The 23,258-nt window shown below is 46.2% G+C and carries 38 protein-coding genes and 1 pseudogene (1 of these 39 only partly in view); 6 read left to right on the forward strand and 33 right to left on the reverse strand.

What is annotated here, in order from left to right; translation table 11 throughout:
* The 3 genes in view from tsaC to dprA are tightly spaced (at most 42 nt apart) and all read right to left on the reverse strand, a layout consistent with a single transcriptional unit that may run on beyond the window.
* On the reverse strand, nucleotides 1-258 hold the 5' portion of the coding sequence (gene tsaC, locus HYN51_RS13860) for an L-threonylcarbamoyladenylate synthase type 1 TsaC (protein ID WP_108900559.1). 300 nt of this gene lie to the left of the window's left edge; the window shows 258 of its 558 coding nt (coding positions 1-258); the start codon lies at nucleotides 256-258; its stop codon lies beyond the left edge, outside the window.
* Nucleotides 251-802, reverse strand: a complete 552-nt coding sequence (locus HYN51_RS13865) for a DNA topoisomerase family protein (RefSeq protein WP_108900560.1) — start codon at nucleotides 800-802, stop codon at nucleotides 251-253. The genes tsaC and HYN51_RS13865 overlap by 8 nt, the downstream gene beginning before the upstream one ends.
* Before the next feature lie 42 nt (nucleotides 803-844).
* Nucleotides 845-1,978, reverse strand: a complete 1,134-nt coding sequence (dprA, locus tag HYN51_RS13870; RefSeq protein WP_108900561.1) for a DNA-processing protein DprA — start codon at nucleotides 1,976-1,978, stop codon at nucleotides 845-847.
* A 294-nt stretch (nucleotides 1,979-2,272) separates the two neighbouring features.
* Here dprA and def point away from each other — a divergent pair, with 294 nt between their 5' ends.
* The 5 genes and pseudogenes from def to mscL all read left to right on the forward strand — a co-directional run bounded on the left by def (nucleotide 2,273) and on the right by mscL (nucleotide 7,073).
* Entirely contained in the window at nucleotides 2,273-2,782 is a 510-nt protein-coding gene (gene def, locus HYN51_RS13875; protein ID WP_108900562.1) for a peptide deformylase, read from the forward strand.
* A 45-nt stretch (nucleotides 2,783-2,827) separates the two neighbouring features.
* On the forward strand, nucleotides 2,828-3,778 hold the full coding sequence (gene fmt, locus HYN51_RS13880; RefSeq protein ID WP_108900563.1) for a methionyl-tRNA formyltransferase: 951 nt from the start codon (nucleotides 2,828-2,830) through the stop codon (nucleotides 3,776-3,778).
* A gap of 67 nt (nucleotides 3,779-3,845) precedes the next feature.
* Nucleotides 3,846-5,135 (forward strand): 16S rRNA (cytosine(967)-C(5))-methyltransferase RsmB, encoded by a 1,290-nt coding sequence (rsmB, locus tag HYN51_RS13885; RefSeq protein ID WP_108900564.1) that lies wholly within the window; start codon nucleotides 3,846-3,848, stop codon nucleotides 5,133-5,135.
* A gap of 45 nt (nucleotides 5,136-5,180) precedes the next feature.
* Nucleotides 5,181-6,556 (forward strand): annotated as a pseudogene (gene trkA, locus HYN51_RS13890) (Trk system potassium transporter TrkA).
* Nucleotides 6,557-6,671: 115 nt separating this feature from the next.
* Nucleotides 6,672-7,073 carry a large-conductance mechanosensitive channel protein MscL gene (gene mscL / locus HYN51_RS13895; protein WP_108900565.1) on the forward strand — a complete coding sequence of 134 codons (402 nt, stop codon included), beginning with the start codon at nucleotides 6,672-6,674 and terminating at the stop codon, nucleotides 7,071-7,073.
* A gap of 13 nt (nucleotides 7,074-7,086) precedes the next feature.
* Here the strand turns inward: mscL and HYN51_RS13900 are convergent, their stop codons facing one another.
* Entirely contained in the window at nucleotides 7,087-7,293 is a 207-nt protein-coding gene (locus HYN51_RS13900) for an alternative ribosome-rescue factor A (protein WP_108900566.1), read from the reverse strand.
* A gap of 66 nt (nucleotides 7,294-7,359) precedes the next feature.
* A complete protein-coding gene (zntR, locus tag HYN51_RS13905) occupies nucleotides 7,360-7,800 on the reverse strand; it encodes a Zn(2+)-responsive transcriptional regulator (protein ID WP_108900567.1) in 441 nt (146 codons plus the stop codon).
* A gap of 124 nt (nucleotides 7,801-7,924) precedes the next feature.
* On the opposite strand from zntR, the gene HYN51_RS13910 reads away from it, so the two are divergent.
* The gene (locus HYN51_RS13910; RefSeq protein ID WP_157953050.1) at nucleotides 7,925-9,238 is read left to right on the forward strand and encodes a tetratricopeptide repeat protein; all 1,314 of its coding nucleotides are present in this window, start codon (nucleotides 7,925-7,927) and stop codon (nucleotides 9,236-9,238) included.
* A gap of 85 nt (nucleotides 9,239-9,323) precedes the next feature.
* Here HYN51_RS13910 and rplQ read toward each other — a convergent pair whose 3' ends face one another.
* The 28 genes from rplQ to rpsJ form a co-directional block, all read right to left on the reverse strand.
* A complete protein-coding gene (gene rplQ, locus HYN51_RS13915) occupies nucleotides 9,324-9,710 on the reverse strand; it encodes a 50S ribosomal protein L17 (RefSeq protein WP_108900569.1) in 387 nt (128 codons plus the stop codon).
* 40 nt (nucleotides 9,711-9,750) lie between these two features.
* Nucleotides 9,751-10,740, reverse strand: a complete 990-nt coding sequence (locus HYN51_RS13920) for a DNA-directed RNA polymerase subunit alpha (protein WP_029095697.1) — start codon at nucleotides 10,738-10,740, stop codon at nucleotides 9,751-9,753.
* 25 nt (nucleotides 10,741-10,765) lie between these two features.
* Nucleotides 10,766-11,386 (reverse strand): 30S ribosomal protein S4, encoded by a 621-nt coding sequence (gene rpsD, locus HYN51_RS13925; protein ID WP_108900570.1) that lies wholly within the window; start codon nucleotides 11,384-11,386, stop codon nucleotides 10,766-10,768.
* 34 nt (nucleotides 11,387-11,420) lie between these two features.
* Nucleotides 11,421-11,810, reverse strand: a complete 390-nt coding sequence (rpsK, locus tag HYN51_RS13930; protein WP_027275681.1) for a 30S ribosomal protein S11 — start codon at nucleotides 11,808-11,810, stop codon at nucleotides 11,421-11,423.
* A 16-nt stretch (nucleotides 11,811-11,826) separates the two neighbouring features.
* On the reverse strand, nucleotides 11,827-12,183 hold the full coding sequence (rpsM, locus tag HYN51_RS13935) for a 30S ribosomal protein S13 (RefSeq protein WP_108900571.1): 357 nt from the start codon (nucleotides 12,181-12,183) through the stop codon (nucleotides 11,827-11,829).
* A 162-nt stretch (nucleotides 12,184-12,345) separates the two neighbouring features.
* Nucleotides 12,346-12,459, reverse strand: coding sequence for a 50S ribosomal protein L36 (gene rpmJ, locus HYN51_RS13940; protein ID WP_108900572.1), 114 nt, complete (start codon nucleotides 12,457-12,459; stop codon nucleotides 12,346-12,348).
* 33 nt (nucleotides 12,460-12,492) lie between these two features.
* Nucleotides 12,493-13,821, reverse strand: a complete 1,329-nt coding sequence (gene secY, locus HYN51_RS13945; RefSeq protein WP_108900573.1) for a preprotein translocase subunit SecY — start codon at nucleotides 13,819-13,821, stop codon at nucleotides 12,493-12,495.
* Between the two features lie 7 nt (nucleotides 13,822-13,828).
* A complete protein-coding gene (gene rplO / locus HYN51_RS13950) occupies nucleotides 13,829-14,263 on the reverse strand; it encodes a 50S ribosomal protein L15 (protein WP_108900574.1) in 435 nt (144 codons plus the stop codon).
* A 3-nt stretch (nucleotides 14,264-14,266) separates the two neighbouring features.
* Nucleotides 14,267-14,446 carry a 50S ribosomal protein L30 gene (rpmD, locus tag HYN51_RS13955; protein ID WP_101080134.1) on the reverse strand — a complete coding sequence of 60 codons (180 nt, stop codon included), beginning with the start codon at nucleotides 14,444-14,446 and terminating at the stop codon, nucleotides 14,267-14,269.
* A gap of 6 nt (nucleotides 14,447-14,452) precedes the next feature.
* Complete coding sequence (rpsE, locus tag HYN51_RS13960; protein ID WP_029095690.1) at nucleotides 14,453-14,953, reverse strand: 30S ribosomal protein S5; 501 nt, start codon at nucleotides 14,951-14,953, stop codon at nucleotides 14,453-14,455.
* Between the two features lie 14 nt (nucleotides 14,954-14,967).
* Nucleotides 14,968-15,321 (reverse strand): 50S ribosomal protein L18, encoded by a 354-nt coding sequence (rplR, locus tag HYN51_RS13965; RefSeq protein ID WP_029095689.1) that lies wholly within the window; start codon nucleotides 15,319-15,321, stop codon nucleotides 14,968-14,970.
* A 9-nt stretch (nucleotides 15,322-15,330) separates the two neighbouring features.
* Complete coding sequence (gene rplF / locus HYN51_RS13970) at nucleotides 15,331-15,864, reverse strand: 50S ribosomal protein L6 (protein WP_108900575.1); 534 nt, start codon at nucleotides 15,862-15,864, stop codon at nucleotides 15,331-15,333.
* Nucleotides 15,865-15,878: 14 nt separating this feature from the next.
* The gene (gene rpsH / locus HYN51_RS13975; protein WP_108900576.1) at nucleotides 15,879-16,271 is read right to left on the reverse strand and encodes a 30S ribosomal protein S8; all 393 of its coding nucleotides are present in this window, start codon (nucleotides 16,269-16,271) and stop codon (nucleotides 15,879-15,881) included.
* Nucleotides 16,272-16,302: 31 nt separating this feature from the next.
* Nucleotides 16,303-16,608 (reverse strand): 30S ribosomal protein S14, encoded by a 306-nt coding sequence (gene rpsN / locus HYN51_RS13980; protein ID WP_047779700.1) that lies wholly within the window; start codon nucleotides 16,606-16,608, stop codon nucleotides 16,303-16,305.
* Between the two features lie 13 nt (nucleotides 16,609-16,621).
* On the reverse strand, nucleotides 16,622-17,161 hold the full coding sequence (rplE, locus tag HYN51_RS13985; protein WP_047779699.1) for a 50S ribosomal protein L5: 540 nt from the start codon (nucleotides 17,159-17,161) through the stop codon (nucleotides 16,622-16,624).
* Between the two features lie 14 nt (nucleotides 17,162-17,175).
* Nucleotides 17,176-17,490 (reverse strand): 50S ribosomal protein L24, encoded by a 315-nt coding sequence (gene rplX, locus HYN51_RS13990; protein ID WP_108900577.1) that lies wholly within the window; start codon nucleotides 17,488-17,490, stop codon nucleotides 17,176-17,178.
* Between the two features lie 10 nt (nucleotides 17,491-17,500).
* A complete protein-coding gene (gene rplN / locus HYN51_RS13995) occupies nucleotides 17,501-17,872 on the reverse strand; it encodes a 50S ribosomal protein L14 (protein WP_108900578.1) in 372 nt (123 codons plus the stop codon).
* Nucleotides 17,873-18,032: 160 nt separating this feature from the next.
* Nucleotides 18,033-18,287: a 30S ribosomal protein S17 gene (gene rpsQ / locus HYN51_RS14000; protein ID WP_108900579.1), complete on the reverse strand. Its 255-nt coding sequence runs from the start codon at nucleotides 18,285-18,287 to the stop codon at nucleotides 18,033-18,035.
* Nucleotides 18,287-18,478 carry a 50S ribosomal protein L29 gene (rpmC, locus tag HYN51_RS14005; protein WP_047779697.1) on the reverse strand — a complete coding sequence of 64 codons (192 nt, stop codon included), beginning with the start codon at nucleotides 18,476-18,478 and terminating at the stop codon, nucleotides 18,287-18,289. The genes rpsQ and rpmC overlap by 1 nt, the downstream gene beginning before the upstream one ends.
* Complete coding sequence (gene rplP, locus HYN51_RS14010) at nucleotides 18,478-18,888, reverse strand: 50S ribosomal protein L16 (RefSeq protein WP_029095681.1); 411 nt, start codon at nucleotides 18,886-18,888, stop codon at nucleotides 18,478-18,480. Before rplP ends, rpmC begins: the two co-directional genes overlap by 1 nt.
* Nucleotides 18,889-18,900: 12 nt before the next feature.
* A complete protein-coding gene (rpsC, locus tag HYN51_RS14015) occupies nucleotides 18,901-19,602 on the reverse strand; it encodes a 30S ribosomal protein S3 (protein ID WP_108900580.1) in 702 nt (233 codons plus the stop codon).
* Nucleotides 19,603-19,619: 17 nt separating this feature from the next.
* On the reverse strand, nucleotides 19,620-19,952 hold the full coding sequence (rplV, locus tag HYN51_RS14020; RefSeq protein WP_108900581.1) for a 50S ribosomal protein L22: 333 nt from the start codon (nucleotides 19,950-19,952) through the stop codon (nucleotides 19,620-19,622).
* Between the two features lie 14 nt (nucleotides 19,953-19,966).
* Complete coding sequence (gene rpsS / locus HYN51_RS14025) at nucleotides 19,967-20,245, reverse strand: 30S ribosomal protein S19 (RefSeq protein ID WP_029095678.1); 279 nt, start codon at nucleotides 20,243-20,245, stop codon at nucleotides 19,967-19,969.
* A gap of 14 nt (nucleotides 20,246-20,259) precedes the next feature.
* Nucleotides 20,260-21,084, reverse strand: a complete 825-nt coding sequence (gene rplB, locus HYN51_RS14030) for a 50S ribosomal protein L2 (protein ID WP_108900582.1) — start codon at nucleotides 21,082-21,084, stop codon at nucleotides 20,260-20,262.
* Between the two features lie 19 nt (nucleotides 21,085-21,103).
* On the reverse strand, nucleotides 21,104-21,406 hold the full coding sequence (gene rplW / locus HYN51_RS14035; RefSeq protein ID WP_029095676.1) for a 50S ribosomal protein L23: 303 nt from the start codon (nucleotides 21,404-21,406) through the stop codon (nucleotides 21,104-21,106).
* Nucleotides 21,403-22,008: a 50S ribosomal protein L4 gene (gene rplD / locus HYN51_RS14040; protein ID WP_108900583.1), complete on the reverse strand. Its 606-nt coding sequence runs from the start codon at nucleotides 22,006-22,008 to the stop codon at nucleotides 21,403-21,405. The genes rplW and rplD overlap by 4 nt, the downstream gene beginning before the upstream one ends.
* Nucleotides 22,009-22,024: 16 nt before the next feature.
* Nucleotides 22,025-22,654, reverse strand: a complete 630-nt coding sequence (gene rplC, locus HYN51_RS14045) for a 50S ribosomal protein L3 (protein WP_108900584.1) — start codon at nucleotides 22,652-22,654, stop codon at nucleotides 22,025-22,027.
* Nucleotides 22,655-22,686: 32 nt separating this feature from the next.
* On the reverse strand, nucleotides 22,687-22,998 hold the full coding sequence (gene rpsJ, locus HYN51_RS14050; protein WP_001181005.1) for a 30S ribosomal protein S10: 312 nt from the start codon (nucleotides 22,996-22,998) through the stop codon (nucleotides 22,687-22,689).
* Between the last annotated feature and the right edge of the window lie 260 nt (nucleotides 22,999-23,258).

The following is a 23,258-nucleotide window of genomic DNA, read 5'->3' on the forward strand; positions in this document are numbered from 1 at the left end:
CCCCGGCCAACTGGAAAACATCGTTGCTTTCTGTTCAGCTGTTAGCTGTGTATCATCGATATACGGTTGCAATTGCTCATAATTTGCAGCAATCAGTATTAGCCCTTTCTCCCATGATCGCTGCTTCAGTTGCAGAAGATATTCTACTGCTGATTGAACATCAGGATCGCAACCCAGCCCAAATACAGCTTCTGTTGGATAAGCAACAACCTGCTGTTGCTTAAGTTGCTCTACTATAAATTCTAAATTATTAGTCATCTTTCTCTGTCGAAACTTCTTTACCGCACACTTTACTTGCACAAAACAGACGATTACCTCTGGAGGTGCGCTTTTCCATCAAAAGAGGATAGCTGCATATTGGGCAGATTCCAGCGACAGGCGTATGATTAAACGCAAATTGACATTCAGGATAACGATCGCAAGCGTGAAAAACCTTACCATAACGAGACTTTCGCTGTAGTAACTTCCCTTGCTTACACTGCGGGCAATCAATCTGAGTTTCATCTGGCTTATCAATCACCGCAATATATTCACAATCAGGATAACTACTACAGCCAATAAACATGCCGTAACGACCCTGACGTAATACCAGAGTTTCACCGCATTGAGGGCAGTTCTGCCCTTCCAATACTTTGACAACGTGACCATCGTTTTGCGGCGTCAATGCGTGTATATAAGTACATTCAGGATAGCGAGAACATCCCTTAAACGGCCCCTGTTTTCCGGTGCGAATAACCAATAGCGCACCACACTCGGGACAAAGCTCTTCGCTTTTTCCTGTAAACAATGCTGTTTTGCTCATAGCCTCATTGCTAATCGTTTAAAGCCAGTAGATATTTACAGTCTACCTGATTAAAACCATTTTTATATCTCCTTGTTTACCTGACTCTGATATATCCCCCTGAACCACCTGTACCACGCCGGACAATTCCAGCTCAAGCAGTTGAATCATCACTTCAGTAACCGGTAGTGACATTTTCTCCGCAATAATATCGACAGAAATTGGCTGATGGCTAACATGAGCATACAAAGGCGAATCCACCAGCGGACAATCCGGACTAAACAGCAAAGGAATAGGCTCAATTGGAGGTTCTGACGATAGCGGTGCTATCCAACATAATGAGCTGTTAAGGTTTTCAATAATATCTTCGGGTTGTGCTACCAACAGTGCGCCTTGCTGAATCAGGCTATGAGTTCCTTCACTGTTACGGCTATCTAATGGACCAGGAATCGCAAATACTTCCCTACCTTGCTCTAGGGCGTATTTTGCAGTAATCAGCGAACCACTGCGTAAACCCGCCTCAATGACTAATACGCCTAAACAGAGACCACTGATAATTCTATTTCGTCGAGGAAAATACTCGGCTCTAGGCGCTTCAAAAGGTAAAAACTCGGAAACCAGCGTGCCTTGATTTTCCAATATCTTTTGAGCCAATCCCAGATGGCTTCGGGGATGAAGCCTAGCTAGCCCACTTCCCAAAACGGCTATTGTAATTCCCCCCGCAGTCAAAGCGCCCTGATGACTAATGCCATCAATGCCTACCGCTAATCCACTGGTTATTATCAACCCACTGGCTGCCAGCTGTTGTGAAAAATAACTGGCCCAAATTTGACCATAATGGCTGTAATGGCGACTACCCACTACCGCCAATTGAGGCTTCGCCAAATTACCTCGTTCTCCCTTAATAAATAAGGCCAATGGAGCAGAAGAGATATTTCGTAAGAGGTCCGGATATTCAGGGTCAATGTAAGTGACTAAATGGCAATCATCTCCCTTCAACCAATCAAGATTTTTTATCAGTTGATGTTGATCTACCTGTAAGAACGCTTCCGTTTGTTCTCGGCTAAAACCCAATAATGGCAAAAGCTGTTCACTAAAAACGATCTGCGATAGTTCTACATTTCTTAGTCGCCGAATATAAGAAAGCTTATATCCAGATATCATCAGCAGTCTTAGCCACCACTCGTCCCTTTCCATTTAATTACCTGCATCACACCATGAACCTATTTGTCAGATTAAAATGAAAAACCATCGAAACCGAGAGCCAAAATGACCAATTTCGACAGTGTTCCCATTGATATGATAACGCCATTCCCCCGTACGACTTATTTCTCCAGTAGAACTCGCATTTTTGAACATTGTATATTCAACAAACCCGCTGTCATCAGGTTATCTATTGGTTCAATAGTTGACGGATACTGTCAATCATCACAGGAAAGGTCTAGAATATAAGTATGATATTTTACCCGTTAATTGGTGATTTAAAGAGATATGGCCGTATTACCTGTATTACATTTTCCCGATGAAAGACTACGCATTAAAGCCAAACCGGTTGCGGAAGTTACGCCACAAATACAGCAGATCGTCGATGATATGTTGGAAACGATGTATGCCGAAGAAGGTATAGGCCTTGCGGCAACGCAAGTTAATATCCACCAACGTATTATCGTGATAGATGTTTCAGAAAACCGCGATAAGCATTTCGTCATTATTAATCCTGAAATACTGGGAAAATCTGGGGAAACCGGTATTGAAGAAGGCTGTCTTTCCGTACCAGAATCGAGGGGCTTTGTACCTCGAGCAGAACAGATTAAGATTCGCGCTCTAGATCGCGATGGAAAACCTTTCGAATTAGATGCGGCGGAGCTATTGGCCATCTGTATTCAGCATGAGATGGACCATCTGGAAGGTAAACTATTCGTTGATTACCTTTCTCCACTTAAGCGTCAGAGAATCCGTCAGAAATTAGAGAAAATTGCCAGACAGGAAGCTCGTTCATAGTAATAGTGTGGCAACACAACCCATAAGATACGGTAGGAAATTTTAGTGTCTCATCCTTTGCGAATTATTTTTGCTGGTACCCCTGACTTTGCGGCGCGCCATCTGGACGCGCTGCTCTCATCTCATCACCAGATTGTTGGTGTATTCACGCAGCCCGACCGCCCCGCAGGCCGAGGCAATAAGTTGACACCAAGCCCGGTTAAACAACTGGCGGAACAACATAACATTCCCGTATTTCAACCAAAATCATTACGGCCAGAAGAGAACCAACAGTTGGTTGCACAACTCAATGCCGATGTAATGGTTGTTGTAGCTTATGGCTTGATCTTGCCTCTGACTGTATTAAGCATGCCAAGATTAGGTTGTATTAATGTGCATGGTTCTCTATTGCCCCGCTGGCGTGGCGCAGCGCCTATTCAGCGCTCACTTTGGGCTGGAGACAGTGAAACAGGTATCACCATCATGCAAATGGATGAAGGGCTGGATACTGGCGATATGTTATACAAACTAACTTGCCCTATCTTATCTGAAGATACCAGTGCCACTTTATATGACAAACTGGCTAAACTGGGCCCTGAAGGTTTACTTAACACGCTGGCAGCACTATCAGAAGGGACTATCAAGGCAGAAAAGCAGGATGACACACTAGCTAACTATGCCGATAAGCTGAGTAAAGAAGAGGCTAAACTCGACTGGTCTCTTTCAGCGGTTCAGTTAGAACGCTGTATACGTGCCTTTAATCCTTGGCCTGTTAGCTATTTCATCATCGATGATCAGCCGATAAAAGTCTGGTCTGCTGATGTCATTGAAGATTATGATGCCCAAGCAGAACCCGGTACCATTCTTCAAGCTAATAAGTCAGGCATTCAGATTTCTACCGCTCAAGGCATTTTGAATCTCACTCAACTTCAACCTGCCGGTAAAAAAGTGATGTCCGCTCAGGATTTGCTAAACTCGCGCCGGGAGTGGTTTATTTCAGGTCATCGCTTAGCCTGATGTCAGGTGCTGGTCATTCCGACCAGCACAGTTATGAATAGCCTAATAATGGCTCGGTCCACTTTCTATGAATAACAAATATAATCTTCGGGCTATTGCTGCCAGTGCTATTAGTCAAGTTCTTGATAAGGGACAATCCCTCAGCACGGTGCTTCCTGAATATCAAAAAAACATTTCAGATAAAGATAAATCACTCCTGCAGGAACTCTGCTTTGGTACGCTACGCGTTCTGCCTGAACTCGAGTGGCATGTACAGCAGCTAATGGCAAAAGTGATGACCGGTAAGCAAAGGCCTTTACACTATCTGTTAATGATTGGTCTTTATCAACTGCTCTATACCCGTATTCCTGCCCATGCTGCTGTTGCGGAAACGGTAAACGGTGCGATTGTTCTGAAACGCCCACAAATGAAAGGTTTGATTAATGGCGTGATGCGACAATTTCAACGCCAACAGCAGGTTATGACCGAGCAATTTCAATCTCAAAATGGTCGCTTCTTGCATCCCGGATGGCTTTTGCAACGAATACAGCTCGCCTATCCACAACAATGGCAAGCCATTATCGATGCCAATAACCAAAAACCACCGATGTGGCTACGGGTAAACCGCCAGCATTATTCCCGTGAACAATATCTGCAATTATTGCAGCAGGCGAACATCGAAGCTTTTCCTCATCCTGATTATTCTGACGCTTTACGTTTAGCAGCCCCTTGCACCGTTACGCTTTTGCCTGGTTTTGAACAAGGTTGGGTCACCGTTCAAGATGCGTCAGCTCAAGGTTGCGTGTCGCTTCTCGAACCACAGGATGGTGAAATCATTCTGGATCTGTGTGCGGCTCCGGGTGGTAAAACCACTCATGTGTTGGAAGCGGCTCCAAAAGCTAAAGTTATTGCCGTTGATGTTGATGAAGGCCGCCTAAAGCGCGTTACTGAAAATCTGATCCGTTTGAATCAACATGCAACTGTTATTACCGGAGATGGCCGTGAACCGCAGGTCTGGAGTAATGGTCAAATATACGATCGCATTTTGCTGGATGCTCCGTGTTCAGCCACTGGTGTGATTCGACGTCACCCGGATATCAAGTGGTTGCGCCGTAACAGTGATATTGATGAATTGGTCTCGCTACAAAAAGAAATCATTAATGCCATTTGGCCGCAGCTAAAATCAGGTGGCACTATGATTTATGCGACCTGCTCGATTCTTCCTGAAGAGAACAGATTGCAGATTGATGATTTTATCCGGAATCATAGTGATGCTAAATTGGTGAATATTGGTGATGCACAATCACCCTATCGGCAAAATTTACCGTCACCAGAAGGTGGTGACGGATTTTTTTATGCCAAACTGATAAAAGCATAAGCTAAATCAGTAACAAAATATCTTCGGCGCTAAAAAGAGAAAAAAATGAAAATTATCATTCTCGGTGCAGGTCAGGTTGGCGGCACGCTGGCAGAAAATCTGGTTGGTGAAAATAACGATATTACTTTAGTTGATAATAATATTGTTCGCTTACGCCAACTGCAGGATAAGTTTGACCTGCGAGTCGTACAAGGACATGCCTGTCACCCTCGAGTACTGCGTGAAGCCGGAGCAGACGATGCAGACATGTTGGTAGCCGTCACTAACTCTGACGAGATCAATATGGTGGCCTGCCAGATTGCTTATTCGTTGTTTAATACCCCAAATCGCATTGCCCGGATTCGTTCACCAGAATATATTCGTGAAGAAAATAAGTTGTTTGAGCCTGAAGTAATCCCTGTCGACCATATAATCTCACCCGAAAAGTTGGTCACTGATTATGTCTATAAGCTGGTTGAATATCCAGGTGCTTTACAGGTAGTTAATTTCGCCGAAGGTAAGGTTAGTATCGCTGGCGTTAACGCCTATTATGGCGGCCCGCTAGTGGGTAATGCGTTATCCTCACTCCGTGAACATATGCCCCACATTGAAACCCGGGTGGCTGCAATATTCCGTCAGGATCGTCCGATCCGTCCACAGGCCTCCACGATTATTGAAGCGGGAGATGAAGTATTCTTTGTTGCCGCTTCTGAAAATATTCGTGCTGTCATGAGTGAATTACAGCGTCTGGAAAAACCCTATAAGCGATTAATGATCGTTGGTGGAGGTAACGTAGGGGCGGGTCTCGCCAAACGTTTAGAGAAAGACTATAGCGTCAAACTTATTGAAAGGGATGCAGAACGCGCAGCTGAATTAGCCGAAATACTACAAGACACCGTGGTATTTTGTGGTGATGCATCAGATCAGGAGTTACTGTCAGAAGAGCATATTGAACAAATAGATCTGTTTATTGCCCTAACCAATGACGATGAAGCCAATATTATGTCGGCAATGTTAGCCAAGCGTTTGGGGGCAAAAAAGTCATCGTGCTGATTCAGCGCCATGCCTATATCGATCTGGTTCAAGGCAGTGTTATCGATATTGCGGTTTCACCTCAACAGGCCACTATTTCCGCCCTGTTAGGACATGTCAGAAAAGCAGATATCGTTAGCGTTTCTACATTACGTCGCGGTGTCGCTGAAGCCATAGAAGCTATTGCTCACGGGGATGAGACGACATCTAAAGTTGTTGGCCGCCAGCTTGAAAATATCAAGTTACCACCGGGTACCACCATTGGTGCACTTGTTCGTGGAAACGATGTGATTATCGCTGACAGAACGACAGTTATCGAACAAGGTGACCACGTCATCATGTTTCTGGCTGATAAGAAATATATTTCTGACGTTGAACGGCTATTCCAACCAAGCCCATTCTTCCTCTGATAGCCCAAGGCTTATTGATGGAAAAACAATAAGCCTATATTTTTCCTCATTTATCTGGAAAAATACCGGTCGATTGTTATGCTTATAACACACATTGAATTAAAGGTAATTGAATATGAGTCTGCTTAAAGAATTTCGCGAATTCGCAATGCGCGGTAATGTTGTTGACCTCGCCGTCGGTGTCATTATTGGTGCAGCATTCGGTAAAATCGTATCATCACTGGTATCTGACATCATCATGCCCCCACTGGGATTATTGATTGGCGGAATAGATTTTAAGCAATTTGAATGGGTCTTACGCACTGCTCAGGGAGATACTCCCGCAGTTGTTATGCATTATGGTGCATTTATTCAAAATATTTTTGATTTTATTATTGTTGCTTTCGCTATCTTTATGGCAATTAAGCTGATGAATAAAGTGCGTCGCGAACAGCCACCGGCGGCTCCAGCGGCTCCAACAACAGAAGAAAAGCTGTTAACCGATATTCGTGATATCTTAAAACAACAGCATAAATAGAATAGACCGTAAATTAGCAGAAGGCTGGAGATAAAAAGACGCTTTGCATCACCTTATCTCCAGCCTCCCGCACCATCTTCCCTACGTGTTTTGGCTTCCGCTGATAGCTGCCTTTCCCTTTCGCATTCTTTTCTACACGCTGCCGAAACAATGGATCGTGCAGTAGAGCCTGCAGCGCATTGTCCTGAATGGTTCCTTTTTGGTGCTGATACTTTGCCATAACAACCTCACTTAATTTATATTGGCTATAAAACGAGCACATAATAGTACAAAAATGGTTTATTGCCTATCGGGTTCTTAAGTCTATATGTGGCAGCGTATTGGTTGCGCCATATTCTAATGCTTCCAAAATAGAACAATAAGCACTACTGTGAGCGCTACCACAACAGGCATCGCTTAATCTTTGCAGCGATACTCGCATATGCTCCAACTCTTCCAACTTTTTCTCCACTTCGCCCAATCTGGCTTGAACAATAGACTTAGACTCTTGGCAAGTATGTTGCTCTGGTTCAACGCGAATCGAAAGCAACTCCGCAATAGATTCCAACGTAAACCCCAGATGTTTAGCATAACGGATAAATTTAAGCCGCTGCAGGTCCTGTTCGGTATAAAGACGGTAGCCGCCTTCAGAGCGGACATCGTGCGACATCATACCCTGCTTTTCATAATAACGAATGGTGTCTGGTGTAACGCCAGCTAACTTTGCTAACTGTCCAATACGGTACATAACGCTTCTCCCCCTTCTATCGTCAATTTCTATCCCACATGTTAAAATGAAAGGATATATAGAGTACCACTAACCCACTTCCGGCGTTTTGAAAAAGAATTCTCTTTATAAAGTAGCCTTGTAAGTGACAAATAATTCAAATATGAGGTATTACATGCGCCCTGTTCAAAATAACAGACGCTCTGCTGATTTGATTGCAAAACAAGAGCAGCAGTTTCATCAACTAGCTAGCCAATTTCAGGAAGCTATGAGAAAAGCTGATTACCAGAAAGGTAAAGAACTTGCTGAAGCCACACTGAGAATCATGCCGCGCAATCAAGATGTTCAGGCCAGTTATGCACTTTGTTTAATGCGTATCGGTGAATATGAAAAGTCATACAAGCTTTATAAGCGTCTTCTAAATACTGCCCCTTTAAATAAACTACCATCAACCATGATTGATGGATTAACTGAGGTTTGCGGCTGGCTAGAACGCCCCGAAGAAGTACGCCGCTACGGTCTGATGTCACTCGAAGAAGCGGATAAAGTCTTTAGTGCCGGGAAAGCTTATTCATTACCAGCAGGTAATCCACCACCGTTCAACCCTGATAATCCACAAGAAAACGTTATCTCCTTCACGTTATTTGGTGCAGCGCCTCGTTATTGCGAAGCGGCCGTAATGAACGCTGTTGTCAGCAAAGACCTATTCCCAGGATGGGAATGCCGTTTTTATCTGGACGATACTGTTCCCCAAGATATACAGGAACGTCTTCGTAAGTCTGGGGCAAACGTCATTAAAGTTGATGAAGATACTCGTCAGGCCTTACCTGCTCTAATGTGGCGTTTTCTGGTTCTAGATGACCCTAAAATCAAACGCTATATTATCCGCGACGCTGACTCGCTGCTTTCAGAACGTGAACAGGCTGCAGTAAATGAATGGGTCAATAGTGAATGTTGGTATCACCATATTCGCGATTACTTCACTCACTCTGAGTTAATTCTGGCCGGGCTGTGGGGCGGATGTTACAATGAAAACCTTCCTTCCGTTATCGATGCTACTCGTGAATATCTAAGTCAACAGGAAGCGCACAAACGCTTTGTTGATCAGTACTTCCTGCGCCAATATATTTGGCCTACGGTGCGGCAAAGTATTCTTTCTCATGATGATATTTTTGGCTTCTATCACGCAAAACCTTTCCCTGCCCATCCACCCATTCGTTGGAAAACTAACAAATTCCATGTTGGCAGTAATGCCAGTTATCAACGTGTTGAAGTCAGCAGCAAATTAGCGGATGGCGAATTACAATCGTGGGAAATAGTAGACGAAAACGGTACCAAACAATGTGAATATCGCTCGATTGTGAGTAATGGGGTCTGGGAAGAATTTCTTCCATTTTTCATATTAAACCAGATTAACGACAAAAAATTGGCACTTCGAAATATCAATTCAGCAGAGTGAGTCTAACCTGAAGAATACTTGATACAGTAAACGAAAGACGTAAAAAAGCCGGGATAAACCCGGCTTTTCCTTTCAGCAACAAATATTACTCTGCTGCTTCTGCTGGAGCTTTTTCTGCACGGTCAACTAGCTCGATGTAAGCCATCGGAGCGTTATCACCTGCACGGAAACCACACTTCAAAATACGAGTGTAACCACCTGCACGGCTCGCAAAACGCGGGCCAAGCTCATTAAACAGTTTTGCCACGATCTCGTTATCACGAGTACGGGCGAATGCCAGACGACGATTAGCAACGCTGTCGGCCTTAGCAAGTGTAATCAGTGGTTCAACCACGCGACGCAGTTCTTTCGCTTTAGGCAAAGTCGTCTTGATAATCTCATGACGAACTAAAGAACCTGCCATGTTGCGAAACATAGCTTGGCGATGACTGCTGTTGCGGTTCAGTTGACGTCCACTCTTACGATGGCGCATGACCTTATCCTTCTCAGTAAAACCTTAACCTGTGATCCGGTTACTCGTCAGCAATGCTAGCTGGTGGCCAGTTTTCCAGGCGCATGCCCAGAGACAAACCACGAGATGCAAGCACGTCTTTAATCTCGGTAAGAGATTTTTTACCCAAGTTAGGAGTTTTTAACAACTCAACTTCGGTACGCTGTACCAGATCACCGATGTAGTGGATAGCTTCTGCTTTGAGGCAGTTAGCGGAGCGGACAGTCAGTTCCAGATCGTCAACAGGGCGTAGCAAGATCGGATCGAACTCTGGTTTCTCTTCTTTCACTTCTGGCTGACGTACATCACGTAAGTCAACAAAAGCTTCAAGTTGTTCTGCCAGAATGGTAGCCGCACGGCGGATTGATTCTTCCGGATCAATCGTACCGTTAGTTTCCATCTCGATGACCAGCTTATCCAAGTCAGTACGCTGTTCTACACGCGCTGCTTCAACATTGTAGGCAATACGCTCTACCGGGCTGTAGCATGCGTCAACCAACAGACGACCAATTGGACGCTCATCTTCTTCCGTATGAATACGGGCAGAAGCCGGCACATAACCACGACCACGCTGAACTTTGATACGCATACTAATGGATGCATTCTCATCAGTCAGATGGCAGATCAAGTGCTGAGGTTTGACGACTTCAACATCCCCATCATGGGTAATGTCGGCTGCAGTCACAGGGCCAATGCCAGACTTATTCAAGCTAAGAATAACTTCATCTTTACCATGAACTTTCACCGCCAGCCCTTTCAGGTTGAGCAGGATTTCCAGGATATCTTCCTGTACGCCTTCTTTGGTGCTGTACTCATGTAGTACACCATCAATCTCAACTTCAGTTACCGCACAACCCGGCATTGATGAAAGCAGAATGCGGCGCAGTGCGTTACCTAAAGTATGGCCGAAGCCACGCTCTAACGGCTCAAGGGTCACCTTAGCGTGCGTCGAACTCACTTGCTCGATATCTACCAGGCGTGGTTTTAGAAACTCTGTCACAGAACCCTGCATTGTGTCCTCTCTTTGGTACTAAACTTTACTTAGAGTAAAGTTCGACGATCAGGTGTTCGTTAATGTCCGCAGACAGATCGGAGCGCTCTGGATTGCGTTTGAAAACGCCTTCCATCTTAGCAGCATCAACTTCGATCCAAGTCGGCTTTTCGCGCTGTTCAAACAGCTCTAAAGCGGCTTTAACACGAGATTGCTTTTTCGCTTTCTCACGTACGCTGACTACGTCATTCGGAGATACCTGAAAAGAAGCGATGTTAACAACGCGACCATTAACCATTACAGCTTTGTGGCTAACTAACTGACGTGCTTCTGCACGAGTAGCGCCGAAGCCCATACGGTAAACCACATTGTCTAAACGACCTTCTAAAAGCTGCAGCAGGTTTTCACCCGTGTTGCCTTTCAGGCGAGTTGCTTCTTTATAATAATTACGGAACTGACGCTCAAGAACACCGTAAATACGACGAACTTTTTGCTTCTCACGTAACTGTACACCATAGTCAGACAGACGTGGCTTACGCGCACCGTGCTGACCAGGAGCTTGTTCAATTTTACACTTGGTATCGATCGCGCGAACGCCAGACTTAAGGAATAAGTCGGTGCCTTCACGACGGCTAAGCTTGAGCTTAGGACCCAAATATCTTGCCATTTTCTTTCTCCAACAATCCTAGAAACTGTGGCGATTAAACGCGACGTTTCTTAGGAGGACGACAACCGTTGTGAGGAATCGGAGTCACATCAGTAATATTAGTGATGCGGAAACCAGCCGCGTTTAATGCGCGGATAGTAGACTCACGACCGGGACCTGGGCCTTTAACCATAACTTCCAGATTCTTAATTCCGTACTCTTTTACTGCTTCTGCGCAGCGCTCTGCTGCAACTTGCGCAGCAAATGGAGTGGATTTACGAGAACCACGGAAGCCGGAACCACCAGCTGTTGCCCAACCCAATGCATTACCTTGACGATCGGTAATAGTCACAATGGTGTTGTTAAAAGAAGCATGGATATGAGCCATACCGTCAGAAACTTGTTTTCTTACACGCTTACGTGCACGAACAGGTGCTTTTGCCATTATTCAATCACCCCGATTATTTCTTGATCGGTTTACGCGGACCCTTACGGGTACGGGCGTTAGTCTTGGTACGCTGTCCGCGAACCGGTAGACCACGACGATGACGTACACCACGGTAACAACCAAGGTCCATCAGACGCTTGATGCTCATGGTAACTTCACGACGCAGATCACCTTCTACAACGTACTTGGCAACTTCGTCACGCAGCTTGTCAATTTGCTCTTCAGACAGTTCACTGATCTTAACACTTTCAGCAATACCAGACGCTACACAGATAGCCTGTGAACGGGTCTTGCCGATACCGAAGATCGCAGTTAATGCAATTACAGTATGTTTATGATCAGGAATGTTAATGCCTGCTATACGGGCCACTATGCACTCCTACAATAAAATAAGGCAACAATACTCTGAAAAGCCCGTTTTCAGGATACTCAAATAATGTTGCTGTCTTACACAAAAGATTGGCTGGCTAATCTAGCCAGCTCAATCACACTTTGCAAGAAAAAAATGTCAAAACTTTAGCATTAACAACAATCAGCCTTGACGCTGTTTGTGTTTCGCTTCAACGCAAATCACACGTACAACGCCGTGGCGCTTGATGATTTTGCAGTTGCGACATAACTTCTTGACGGAAGCACGAACTTTCATTTTAACTCTCCGTAACTTCTCAAGCTAGCTGAATTAACGGCCATAGCCTTTCAGATTTGCTTTCTTCAATGCAGACTCATATTGACTCGACATCATCAGAGTTTGCACTTGAGCCATAAAGTCCATGATGACGACAACGACAATAAGTAGTGAAGTACCACCAAAGTTGAAAGGTACTTTCATTGCGTCACGCATAAACTCCGGGATCAGGCAGATAAAGGTAATATACATGGCACCAACGAAGGTTAACCGAGTCATTACTTTATCGATATATTTAGCCGTTTGCTCTCCCGGACGAATCCCTGGTACAAACGCACCGGACTTCTTCAGGTTATCTGCTGTTTCACGAGGGTTGAAAACCAACGCTGTATAGAAGAAACAGAAGAATATGATCGCGGCCGCATAGAGTAACACATAAAGTGGCTGTCCGGGTTGCAAATACATAGAAATAGTTGTCAACCAGTTCCAACCAGTACCACCACCGAACCATGAGGCTATTGTCGCAGGGAACAGAATGATACTTGAAGCAAAGATCGCAGGTATTACACCGGCCATGTTCACTTTCAACGGTAAATGGGTACTTTGTGCAGCATAAACGCGGCGACCCTGTTGACGTTTGGCATAGTTAACGACGATACGACGCTGACCACGTTCAACAAATACAACAAAGAAAGTCACTGCGAATACTAAAACCGCAACCAACAGCAGCAGAAGAACATGTAAGTCACCCTGCCGAGCTTGCTCGATAGTCTGTCCAATAGCAGGAGGTAAACCAGCAACGATACCCGCGAAAATGATGATAGAAATACCGTTACCGATACCCCTTTCAGTCACCTGCTCACCCAGCCACATCAGGAACATGGTTCCCGTCACTAAGCTCACAACAGCGGTAAAGTAGAACGCAAAGCCTGGATTGATTACCAGACCTTGCATTCCCATATTCGGTAAGCCGGTAGCAATACCGACCGACTGGAATATGGCCAGAACCAACGTACCATATCGAGTGTACTGGCTAATCTTACGACGGCCAGACTCGCCCTCTTTCTTCAATTCCGCTAACTTAGGATGAACCACGGTTAACAGTTGCACGATAATAGAAGCCGAAATGTAAGGCATAATACCGAGCGCGAAGACAGAAGCACGACTGAGGGCGCCACCAGAGAACATGTTAAACATGTCAATGATGGTGCCTCTCTGCTCTTCGACTAACTTAGCAAGCACAGTGGCGTCAATACCAGGAATCGGAATGAAAGAGCCGATACGGAACACGATCAGAGCACCGACAACAAATAAGAGTCTGCGCTTAAGCTCGCCTATTCCGCCTTTTGCACTTTGAAAATCTAATCCTGGTTGCTTAGCCATCTGCTACTTATTCCTCAATTTTCCCGCCAGCGGCTTCGATTGCAGCACGAGCGCCTTTGGTAACACGCAGACCGCGTACAGTAACTGGACGATTGATTTCACCAGAAAGCATAACTTTCGCGAATTCAATTTGAATGCCAACTACGTTTGCCGCTTTCAGCGCATTCAGGTCAATCACTTCGCCTTCAACTAAAGCTAGTTCAGACAAACGAACTTCTGCCGTGATCATTGCTTTACGAGAAGTGAAACCGAATTTCGGTAAACGACGATATAAAGGCATTTGGCCGCCTTCGAAACCACGACGTACGCCACCGCCAGAACGAGACTTCTGACCTTTGTGACCACGGCCGCCGGTTTTACCCAGACCAGAACCAATACCACGACCTAAACGCTTAGCAGCGTGTTTTGCACCTTCGGCCGGAGCCAGAGTATTTAAACGCATCTCTTACTCCTCCACTTTAACCATGTAAGAAACCAGGTTGATCATGCCACGTACAGCAGGAGTATCCTCGCGCTCTACGGTGTGACCGATGCGACGCAGACCTAAACCGACCAGAGTTGCCTTATGTTTAGGCAAACGGCCGATTGAGCTGCGAGTTTGAGTAACTTTAATAGTCTTTGCCATTGCTCATTACCCCAGAATGTCTTCGACAGTTTTACCGCGCTTAGCAGCAACCATCTCAGGAGACTTCATATTCTCCAAGGCATCAATAGTTGCACGAACCACGTTAATCGGGTTAGTTGAACCATAAGCCTTAGCCAATACGTTACGTACTCCGGCGACTTCCAGAACGGCGCGCATTGCACCGCCGGCGATAATACCGGTACCTTCGAATGCTGGCTGCATAAACACGCGAGAACCGGTATGAGCACCTTTAACAGGATGCTGCAGGGTTCCGTTGTTTAATGCGACATTCATCATGTTGCGACGGGCTTTTTCCATCGCTTTCTGGATCGCTGCTGGAACTTCACGCGCTTTCCCGTAACCAAAACCAACGCGACCGTTGCCATCACCCACTACAGTTAGTGCGGTGAAGCTAAAAATACGACCACCTTTAACGGTTTTAGATACGCGGTTAACCGCGATCAGCTTTTCCTGCAGTTCGCCAGCTTGTTTCTCGATGTGAGACATCTTACACCTCTACCTTAGAACTGAAGGCCAGCTTCGCGGGCAGCATCTGCCAGCGCCTGGACTCTACCATGATATTGGAAACCAGAGCGGTCAAAAGATACTTTCGTAATCTCTTTAGCCAGTGCACGCTCAGCGATAGCTTTACCTACTGCTGCTGCGGCATCTTTGTTTCCGGTATACTTCAATTGTTCTGTAATAGCCTTTTCTAATGTAGAAGCGGCTGCCAGAACTTCAGAACCGTTTGGTGCGATAATCTGCGCATAAATATGGCGCGGAGTACGGTGAACCACCAGGCGAGTCGCACACAGTTCTTTAATCTTACGACGTGCGCGGGTCGCACGACGGATACGAGCTGCTTTCTTATCCATAGTGTTACCTTACTTCTTCTTAGCCTCTTTGGTACGCACGACTTCGTCGGCGTAACGGACACCCTTGCCTTTATATGGCTCAGGACGACGGTAGGCACGCAATTCTGCTGCGATTTGACCAATTACCTGCTTATCAGCCCCTTTCAGGATGATTTCAGTTTGGCTTGGACATTCGGCAGTAATGCCTGCTGGCAGTTTATGGTCAATTGGATGAGAAAAGCCTAACGCTAAATTCACCACATCACCTTTAACTGCTGCACGGTAACCTACGCCTACCAGCTGTAGCTTCTTAGTGAAGCCTTCAGTAACACCGATAACCATTCCGTTAATCAGAGAACGTACGGTACCCGCTTGGGCCCATCCGTCTACAAAACCTTCGCGTGGTGCGAAAGTAATTGCATTGTTTTCCTGCTTAACTTCAACGGAATCATGGACTGTACGCGACAGCTCGCCGTTTTTACCCTTAATAGTTATAACCTGACCGTTGAGTTTTACCTCTACGCCAGCAGGAATAACGACGGGTGCTTTTGCAACACGAGACATTTTTTCCTCCTGAATTAAGCTACGTAGCAGATAATCTCGCCACCAAGTCCTGCTTGGCGAGCTGCACGATCGGTCATGACACCTTTAGAAGTAGAAATAACAGCAATACCTAAACCAGCCATAACTTTTGGTAGCTCATCTTTTCTTTTATAGATGCGCAGACCTGGACGGCTGATTCGCTGAATACTTTCTACAACAGGCGCTCCCTGGAAGTACTTTAGTACTAATTCCAGTTCAGGCTTGGTGTCGCCTTCAATTTTGTAATCTTCAATATAACCTTCTTCCTTCAGCACTTTGGCAATAGCCACTTTTAGCTTGGAGGAAGGCATAGCGACCGCAACTTTGTTCGCGGCCTGACCGTTTCGGATACGGGTCAGCATATCCGCGATCGGATCTTGCATGCTCATCTGTCTCTACTCCCGTGATTCAATGGTGATATTACCAACTAGCCTTTTTCAGACCCGGGATCTCACCGCGCATTGCGGCTTCACGGACCTTGATACGACTCAATCCAAATTTACGCAGAACGCCGTGTGGGCGGCCTGTTTGACGGCAACGGTTACGTTGACGGCTTGGACTGGAATCACGTGGAAGAGTTTGCAGTTTGAGCACTGCATTCCAACGGTCTTCATCGGATGCATTCACATCAGAGATAATCGCTTTAAGTTCAGTACGCTTTGCGTAGAACTTGTCTGCTAACTTCACACGTTTAACTTCACGTGCTTTCATTGATTGCTTAGCCATTAGTAACCCTACCTTACTTGCGGAACGGGAAGTTAAAGGCAGCCAGCAGAGCGCGGCCTTCTTCGTCAGATTGCGCAGAAGTGGTAATGGTAATGTCCAAACCACGTACGCGATCGACTTTGTCATAGTCGATTTCTGGGAAGATAATCTGCTCACGCACGCCCATGCTGTAGTTACCACGACCATCAAATGACTTAGGATTTAAGCCACGGAAGTCACGTACACGAGGTACAGCAATAGAAATCAGACGCTCTAAGAATTCCCACATACGTTCGCCACGTAGGGTCACTTTACAGCCGATCGGATAGCCCTGGCGGATTTTGAAGCCTGCAACAGAGTTGCGTGCTTTGGTGATTAGCGGTTTTTGACCACTGATCGCTGCTAAATCAGCTGCTGCGTTATCCAGCAGTTTCTTATCAGTGATCGCTTCACCAACACCCATATTCAGGGTGATCTTCTCGACCCGAGGGACTTGCATGACAGATTTGTAGCCAAACTGGTCTACCAGTTTATTTACTACCTGTTCTTTGTAGTAATCATGCAGTTTCGCCATCGTACTACTCCAAATTACTTGATAGTTTCGCTATTAGATTTGAAGAAACGGACTTTTTTGCCGTCTTCAAAACGAAAGCCTACACGGTCAGCCTTACCTGTAGCTGTGTTGTAGATTGCAACGTTAGAAACTTGAATTGCAGCTTCTTTTTCAACGATGCCACCTGGTTGGTTCAGAGCCGGAACCGGCTTCTGATGTTTCTTCACCAGGTTGATACCTTCAACAACAATCTTACTGGAAGACAGAACATTCTTAACTTTACCGCGTTTACCTTTATCTTTACCGGTTAACACGATAACTTCGTCATCACGACGGATTTTCGCTGCCATGGTTCGCTCCTTACAGTACTTCTGGTGCCAGAGAGATGATTTTCATGAACTTTTCAGAACGCAGTTCACGAGTCACCGGCCCAAAAATACGCGTACCGATCGGTTGCTCACTGTTGTTATTTAATAACACACAAGCATTACGATCGAAGCGAACGACAGATCCGTCAGGGCGACGAACACCCTTTCTGGTACGCACCACTACAGCCTTAAGGACATCACCTTTTTTAACTTTACCGCGAGGAATTGCTTCCTTGATGGTAATTTTAATGATGTCGCCCACGCCAGCATAGCGACGGTGCGATCCACCCAGAACCTTGATACACATTACGCTACGTGCGCCAGAGTTGTCAGCGACGTTCAGCATAGTCTGTTCTTGGATCATCTTAGTGCTCCGCTAATGTCAACTACTAAGGACCCTCACGGGTCGTATAAAGCCCCATACATCGGGGCGCGGCATTATACCACCGCTTTCCGATGTTGGGTAGAAAAAATAAACGGCCCGTTAACTGAGCCGTTTATTTTGTTTAAGAAAGCATACTCTATTACAGAACAGCTTTCTCTACAACTCGAACAAGTGTCCAAGACTTAGTCTTAGACAGCGGACGGCATTCACGAATTTCGATCAGATCGCCGATTCCACATTCATTGTTCTCGTCATGTACGTGCAGCTTAGTCGTACGTTTGATGAACTTACCATACATCGGGTGCTTCACCATACGCTCAATCGCTACAACAAGGGATTTCTCCATCTTGTCACTAACAACACGACCTTGCAGAGTACGGATTTTATCAGTCATTACGCACCCGCCTTCTCATTCAGTAAAGTCTTCACACGTGCAACATTACGACGCACTTGTTTCAACAGGTGAGACTGTTGCAGTTGACCGCTTGCTGCTTGCATGCGCAGATTAAACTGTTCACGCAGCAGGTTAAGCAGCTCAGTGTTCAGCTCTTCAACACTTTTTTCACGCAGCTCTTTTGCTTTCATTACATCACCGTCTTAGTTACAAAGGTGGTTTTAATCGGCAGTTTTGCTGCTGCCAGCTTGAATGCTTCACGGGCAATTTCTTCCGAGACACCATCCATTTCATACAGGACTTTTCCCGGTTGAATCAGGGCAACCCAATACTCCACGTTACCCTTACCTTTACCCATACGCACTTCAAGCGGCTTTTCAGTGATTGGTTTGTCTGGGAACACACGGATCCAGATTTTACCTTGACGCTTAACTGCACGTGTCATGGCACGACGTGCCGCCTCGATTTGGCGAGCAGTCAGACGACCGCGGCCAACAGCTTTCAGACCGAAAGTGCCGAAGCTCACATCCGCACCAGCAGCCAGACCACGGTTGCGGCCCTTGTGCACTTTACGGAATTTTGTACGCTTTGGTTGTAACATCAGCGATGCTCCTTATTTACGGCCTTTACGCTGCTGCTTCTTCGGTTGAGCAGCCGGTTTTTCCGGTTGTTCAACGGCAGCCATACCACCCAAGATCTCACCTTTGAAGATCCACACTTTTACGCCGATTACACCATAAGTGGTGTGCGCTTCAGAAGTGTTATAATCGATATCCGCACGCAGAGTATGCAACGGAACACGACCTTCACGGTACCATTCGGTACGCGCGATTTCAGCACCGCCTAAACGGCCGCTTACTTCCACTTTGATACCTTTAGCGCCTATACGCATGGCGTTTTGAACTGCACGCTTCATAGCACGACGGAACATAACGCGACGTTCCAGCTGTGAAGTGATGCTGTCAGCAACCAATTTAGCGTCTAGTTCCGGTTTACGGACTTCGGCGATATTAATTTGCGCAGGCACGCCAGCAATAGATGCTACCGCGTTGCGCAGTTTTTCGACGTCTTCACCTTTCTTGCCGATAACGATGCCTGGGCGAGCAGTGTGAATAGTCACACGGATGCTCTTCGCAGGACGCTCGATAACGATGCGAGAAACAGAAGCTTTCGACAATTCTTTAGTTAAGAATTGACGAACTTTAAAGTCGCTGTCTAGGTTATCAGCGAATTCTTTGGTATTTGCGTACCAGGTAGAGTTCCAAGGTTTGACAATACCCAGTCGAATACCATTCGGATGTACTTTCTGACCCATTGCTATTCTCCAGAGTCTCAGCGATCGGACACAACCACAGTAATGTGGCTGGTGCGCTTCAGGATACGATCTGCACGGCCTTTTGCACGAGGCATTACACGCTTCATGCTTGGACCTTCGTCGACAAAGATTTTCGCGACTTTCAGATCGTCGATGTCAGCGCCATCGTTGTGTTCTGCGTTTGCAATGGCAGACTCAAGTACTTTTTTAACCAGATCAGCAGCTTTCTTGTTGTTGTAGGTTAAAATTTCCAGAGCTTGCGACACTTTCTTACCGCGAATCAGGTCTGCAACTAAGCGAACCTTCTGAGCAGAAGAACGAGCGTGGCGATGTTTAGCGATAGTTTCCATCTCTTCCTCCTACCTTAGCGCTTTTTGGCTTTTTTGTCAGCCGCATGGCCGCGATAAGTACGAGTCGGCGCGAATTCGCCCAGTTTATGACCGACCATTTCATCGGAAACAAATACTGGAACGTGCTGACGACCATTATGGACAGCGATGGTCAAACCGATCATGTTTGGAAAGATCGTTGAACGACGGGACCAAGTCTTAACAGGCTTTTTGTCTCCGCTTTCCACCGCTTTCTCTACCTTCTTCAGCAAGTGCAGGTCTATAAATGGACCTTTCTTGAGAGAACGTGGCATGGCTTATCCTCTAATTATTTTTTACTACGGCGACGTACGATATATTGATCGGTACGCTTGTTGCTACGGGTCTTCTTACCTTTGGTCTGAACGCCCCATGGAGTCACAGGATGTTTACCAAAGTTACGACCTTCACCACCACCGTGTGGGTGATCGACTGGGTTCATCGCAGTACCGCGAACGGTAGGACGAATACCACGCCAACGACTAGCACCAGCTTTACCCAGTACGCGCAGCATATGCTCTGAGTTACCAACTTCACCTAAGGTGGCGCGGCAATCAGATAATACTTTACGCATTTCGCCAGAACGAAGACGTATCGTTACATAGGAACCTTCACGGGCAACGATTTGAACATATCCACCAGCAGAACGAGCCATTTGGCCGCCTTTACCTGGTTTCATTTCAACGTTGTGAACCGTAGAACCCACTGGGATGTTACGCATTGGTAGGGCGTTACCTACCTTAATAGCTGCATCAACACCAGATTGGATTTGGTCACCGGCTTTCAGGCCTTTTGGCGCTAGAATATAACGGCGTTCACCGTCTTTATACAGAACCAGCGCGATATTCGCGGAACGGTTCGGATCATATTCCAGACGCTCAACAACAGCAGGAATACCATCTTTGTTGCGTTTGAAATCAACTAAACGGTAATGCTGCTTGTGACCACCACCAATATGACGCGTGGTGATACGGCCATTGTTGTTACGGCCACCTGATTTGCTGTTTTTTTCCAGCAATGGGGCATAAGGCTTGCCCTTGTGCAACTCAGGGTTAACCACTTTAACTACGTGGCGACGACCCGGAGATGTTGGCTTACACTTAACAATTGCCATTGTTTTTCAATCCTCCGACTTACTCTGCGCCGCCGATGAAGTCCAAATTCTGGCCTTCTTTCAAAGTGACGTAAGCTTTTTTCCAGTCGCTACGACGACCAACACGCTGACCATGACGTTTCGTTTTGCCTTTAACCAGCAAAGTACGAACTTCATTGACTTCAACCTCAAACAGCTTCTGAACAGCAGCTTTAACTTCTGCCTTGGTTGCATCTTTAGCAACTTTCAGCACGATAGTATTGTGCTTTTCCATTGCGCTAGAGGCTTTTTCAGAAACATGTGGTGCGCGCAGGACTTTCAGCAGGCGTTCTTCACGGATCATGCCAGCATCTCCTCTACTTGCTTCACAGCGTCAGCAGTCATCACCACTTTATCAAAAGCGATAAGGCTAAATGGATCGATGCCAGCAACATCACGAACGTCAACCTTGTGTAAGTTACCTGCTGCCAGGTACAGATTAGGTTCAACTTCGCTAGTGATGATCAACACATCATCCAGAGCCATTTCTTTCAGTTTCTGTACCAGCAACTTAGTTTTAGGTGCTTCTACAGTGAACTTCTCGACTACAATCAGACGATCTTGACGTACCAGTTCGGACAGAATGCACTTCAGTGCGCCGCGGTACATCTTTTTGTTGACTTTCTGGCTGTGGTCTTGTGGACGAGCAGCAAAAGTCACGCCGCCTGAACGCCAGATCGGGCTCTTTACAGAACCTGAACGCGCACGGCCGGTGCCTTTTTGACGCCACGGTTTTTTACCGGAACCTGTTACTTCAGCGCGGGTCTTCTGAGCACGAGTACCTTGACGAGCAGCTGCTGCATAAGCAACAACAACCTGATGTACTAACGCTTCATTGAAATCACGCCCGAAGGTAGTTTCGGAAACAGTCAGCGCGCCAGGCGCGTCTTTCATTACCAATTCCATTCCTATCTCCTCGACGTTACGCCTTGACAGCCGGTTTAACGATCAGGTCGCTACCGGTTGCTCCCGGAACAGCACCTTTGACCAGCAGCAGGTTGCGCTCAGCGTCAACACGTACTACGTCCAGGCTTTGAACGGTTACACGCTCGTCACCTAAGTGGCCTGCCATTTTCTTGCCTTTGAACACTTTACCTGGAGTCTGGTTCTGACCGATTGAACCATGACCACGGTGTGCCAAAGAGTTACCATGGGTAGCATCCTGAGTGCGGAAATTCCAGCGCTTAACAGTGCCAGCATAACCTTTACCTTTTGATGTACCGGTAACGTCAACTTTTTTAACGTCAGCAAAAATATCAACGTTAATTTCTTGACCTGCTGCGAATTCTTCACCTTCATTCAGGCGGAATTCCCACAGGCCACGGCCAGCTGTAACACCAGCTTTAGCGAAGTGACCCGCTTCTGGTTTGGTTACACGGTTTGCTTTTTTAGCACCGGTAGTAACCTGTACAGCACGGTATCCGTCATTAGCCAGATCTTTAATCTGAGTAACACGGTTCGCTTCAATTTCGATAACTGTAACGGGGATAGATACGCCATCTTCAGTAAAGATGCGGGTCATTCCCACTTTACGACCGACTAAACCAATCATTGTTTCAACCTCTCAATCGCTCAATGACCTGATTAACCCAGGCTGATCTGCACGTCAACACCGGCAGCCAGATCCAGACGCATCAGAGCATCAACCGTTTTCTCGGTTGGCTCAACGATATCAACCAGACGCTTGTGAGTACGAATTTCGTACTGATCGCGCGCATCTTTATTGACGTGCGGAGAGATCAGAACGGTAAAACGCTCTTTGCGGGTCGGCAACGGGATCGGACCACGAACTTGAGCGCCAGTGCGCTTAGCAGTCTCGACGATTTCCGCAGTTGATTGGTCAATCAAACGGTGATCAAACGCTTTCAGGCGGATACGGATTCTTTGGTTCTGCATGAGACCAGAGCTCCAATTATTTTATAAACGTAAAAAATTACTACCCACACCCATTTCGATTGATGGGGGAGTGTAATCGTTCTTCATGTAACCCCCAGATCGGGAGTATTGTTACTAATCAATTCATGTCGGACTGACAAAACTGCTTAGTAATAAGTTCTCATTTGAACTTATACCGCACCACATAAAAGTGCAGGCCTGAGCATTTTACAGATTTAGGGCCATAGCGCAAGGGATAACTGGGATTAAATTCAACTATG

Source organism: Limnobaculum parvum (assembly GCF_003096015.2).
GTDB lineage: Bacteria > Pseudomonadota > Gammaproteobacteria > Enterobacterales > Enterobacteriaceae > Limnobaculum > Limnobaculum parvum.

Excerpts from the sequence above, each read along its gene's own strand:
- rplN (WP_108900578.1), bottom strand. The coding sequence starts at position 17,872 with ATGATCCAAGAACAGACTATGCTGAACGTCGCTGACAACTCTGGCGCA.
- HYN51_RS13865 (WP_108900560.1), bottom strand. The coding sequence starts at position 802 with ATGAGCAAAACAGCATTGTTTACAGGAAAAAGCGAAGAGCTTTGTCCC.
- zntR (WP_108900567.1), bottom strand. The coding sequence starts at position 7,800 with ATGTACCGTATTGGACAGTTAGCAAAGTTAGCTGGCGTTACACCAGAC.
- HYN51_RS13900 (WP_108900566.1), bottom strand. The coding sequence starts at position 7,293 with ATGGCAAAGTATCAGCACCAAAAAGGAACCATTCAGGACAATGCGCTG.
- rpsC (WP_108900580.1), bottom strand. The coding sequence starts at position 19,602 with ATGGGTCAGAAAGTACATCCGAATGGTATTCGACTGGGTATTGTCAAA.
- def (WP_108900562.1), top strand. The coding sequence starts at position 2,273 with ATGGCCGTATTACCTGTATTACATTTTCCCGATGAAAGACTACGCATT.
- rpsJ (WP_001181005.1), bottom strand. The coding sequence starts at position 22,998 with ATGCAGAACCAAAGAATCCGTATCCGCCTGAAAGCGTTTGATCACCGT.
- rpsE (WP_029095690.1), bottom strand. The coding sequence starts at position 14,953 with ATGTCTCACATCGAGAAACAAGCTGGCGAACTGCAGGAAAAGCTGATC.
- rpmC (WP_047779697.1), bottom strand. The coding sequence starts at position 18,478 with ATGAAAGCAAAAGAGCTGCGTGAAAAAAGTGTTGAAGAGCTGAACACT.
- HYN51_RS13920 (WP_029095697.1), bottom strand. The coding sequence starts at position 10,740 with ATGCAGGGTTCTGTGACAGAGTTTCTAAAACCACGCCTGGTAGATATC.
- rplW (WP_029095676.1), bottom strand. The coding sequence starts at position 21,406 with ATGATCCGTGAAGAACGCCTGCTGAAAGTCCTGCGCGCACCACATGTT.
- rplV (WP_108900581.1), bottom strand. The coding sequence starts at position 19,952 with ATGGAAACTATCGCTAAACATCGCCACGCTCGTTCTTCTGCTCAGAAG.
- rplC (WP_108900584.1), bottom strand. The coding sequence starts at position 22,654 with ATGATTGGTTTAGTCGGTCGTAAAGTGGGAATGACCCGCATCTTTACT.
- rplB (WP_108900582.1), bottom strand. The coding sequence starts at position 21,084 with ATGGCAATTGTTAAGTGTAAGCCAACATCTCCGGGTCGTCGCCACGTA.
- rpsQ (WP_108900579.1), bottom strand. The coding sequence starts at position 18,287 with ATGACTGATAAAATCCGTACTCTGCAAGGTCGTGTTGTTAGTGACAAG.
- rplF (WP_108900575.1), bottom strand. The coding sequence starts at position 15,864 with ATGTCTCGTGTTGCAAAAGCACCCGTCGTTATTCCTGCTGGCGTAGAG.
- rplO (WP_108900574.1), bottom strand. The coding sequence starts at position 14,263 with ATGCGTTTAAATACTCTGGCTCCGGCCGAAGGTGCAAAACACGCTGCT.
- rpmJ (WP_108900572.1), bottom strand. The coding sequence starts at position 12,459 with ATGAAAGTTCGTGCTTCCGTCAAGAAGTTATGTCGCAACTGCAAAATC.
- rpsS (WP_029095678.1), bottom strand. The coding sequence starts at position 20,245 with ATGCCACGTTCTCTCAAGAAAGGTCCATTTATAGACCTGCACTTGCTG.
- rplQ (WP_108900569.1), bottom strand. The coding sequence starts at position 9,710 with ATGCGCCATCGTAAGAGTGGACGTCAACTGAACCGCAACAGCAGTCAT.
- rplP (WP_029095681.1), bottom strand. The coding sequence starts at position 18,888 with ATGTTACAACCAAAGCGTACAAAATTCCGTAAAGTGCACAAGGGCCGC.
- rpsD (WP_108900570.1), bottom strand. The coding sequence starts at position 11,386 with ATGGCAAGATATTTGGGTCCTAAGCTCAAGCTTAGCCGTCGTGAAGGC.
- secY (WP_108900573.1), bottom strand. The coding sequence starts at position 13,821 with ATGGCTAAGCAACCAGGATTAGATTTTCAAAGTGCAAAAGGCGGAATA.
- dprA (WP_108900561.1), bottom strand. The coding sequence starts at position 1,978 with ATGGAAAGGGACGAGTGGTGGCTAAGACTGCTGATGATATCTGGATAT.
- rsmB (WP_108900564.1), top strand. The coding sequence starts at position 3,846 with ATGAATAACAAATATAATCTTCGGGCTATTGCTGCCAGTGCTATTAGT.
- mscL (WP_108900565.1), top strand. The coding sequence starts at position 6,672 with ATGAGTCTGCTTAAAGAATTTCGCGAATTCGCAATGCGCGGTAATGTT.
- rpsK (WP_027275681.1), bottom strand. The coding sequence starts at position 11,810 with ATGGCAAAAGCACCTGTTCGTGCACGTAAGCGTGTAAGAAAACAAGTT.
- rplE (WP_047779699.1), bottom strand. The coding sequence starts at position 17,161 with ATGGCGAAACTGCATGATTACTACAAAGAACAGGTAGTAAATAAACTG.
- rplR (WP_029095689.1), bottom strand. The coding sequence starts at position 15,321 with ATGGATAAGAAAGCAGCTCGTATCCGTCGTGCGACCCGCGCACGTCGT.
- rplX (WP_108900577.1), bottom strand. The coding sequence starts at position 17,490 with ATGGCAGCGAAAATCCGTCGTGATGACGAAGTTATCGTGTTAACCGGT.
- rpsN (WP_047779700.1), bottom strand. The coding sequence starts at position 16,608 with ATGGCTAAGCAATCAATGAAAGCACGTGAAGTTAAACGTGTGAAGTTA.
- rplD (WP_108900583.1), bottom strand. The coding sequence starts at position 22,008 with ATGGAATTGGTAATGAAAGACGCGCCTGGCGCGCTGACTGTTTCCGAA.
- rpmD (WP_101080134.1), bottom strand. The coding sequence starts at position 14,446 with ATGGCAAAGACTATTAAAGTTACTCAAACTCGCAGCTCAATCGGCCGT.
- rpsH (WP_108900576.1), bottom strand. The coding sequence starts at position 16,271 with ATGAGCATGCAAGATCCGATCGCGGATATGCTGACCCGTATCCGAAAC.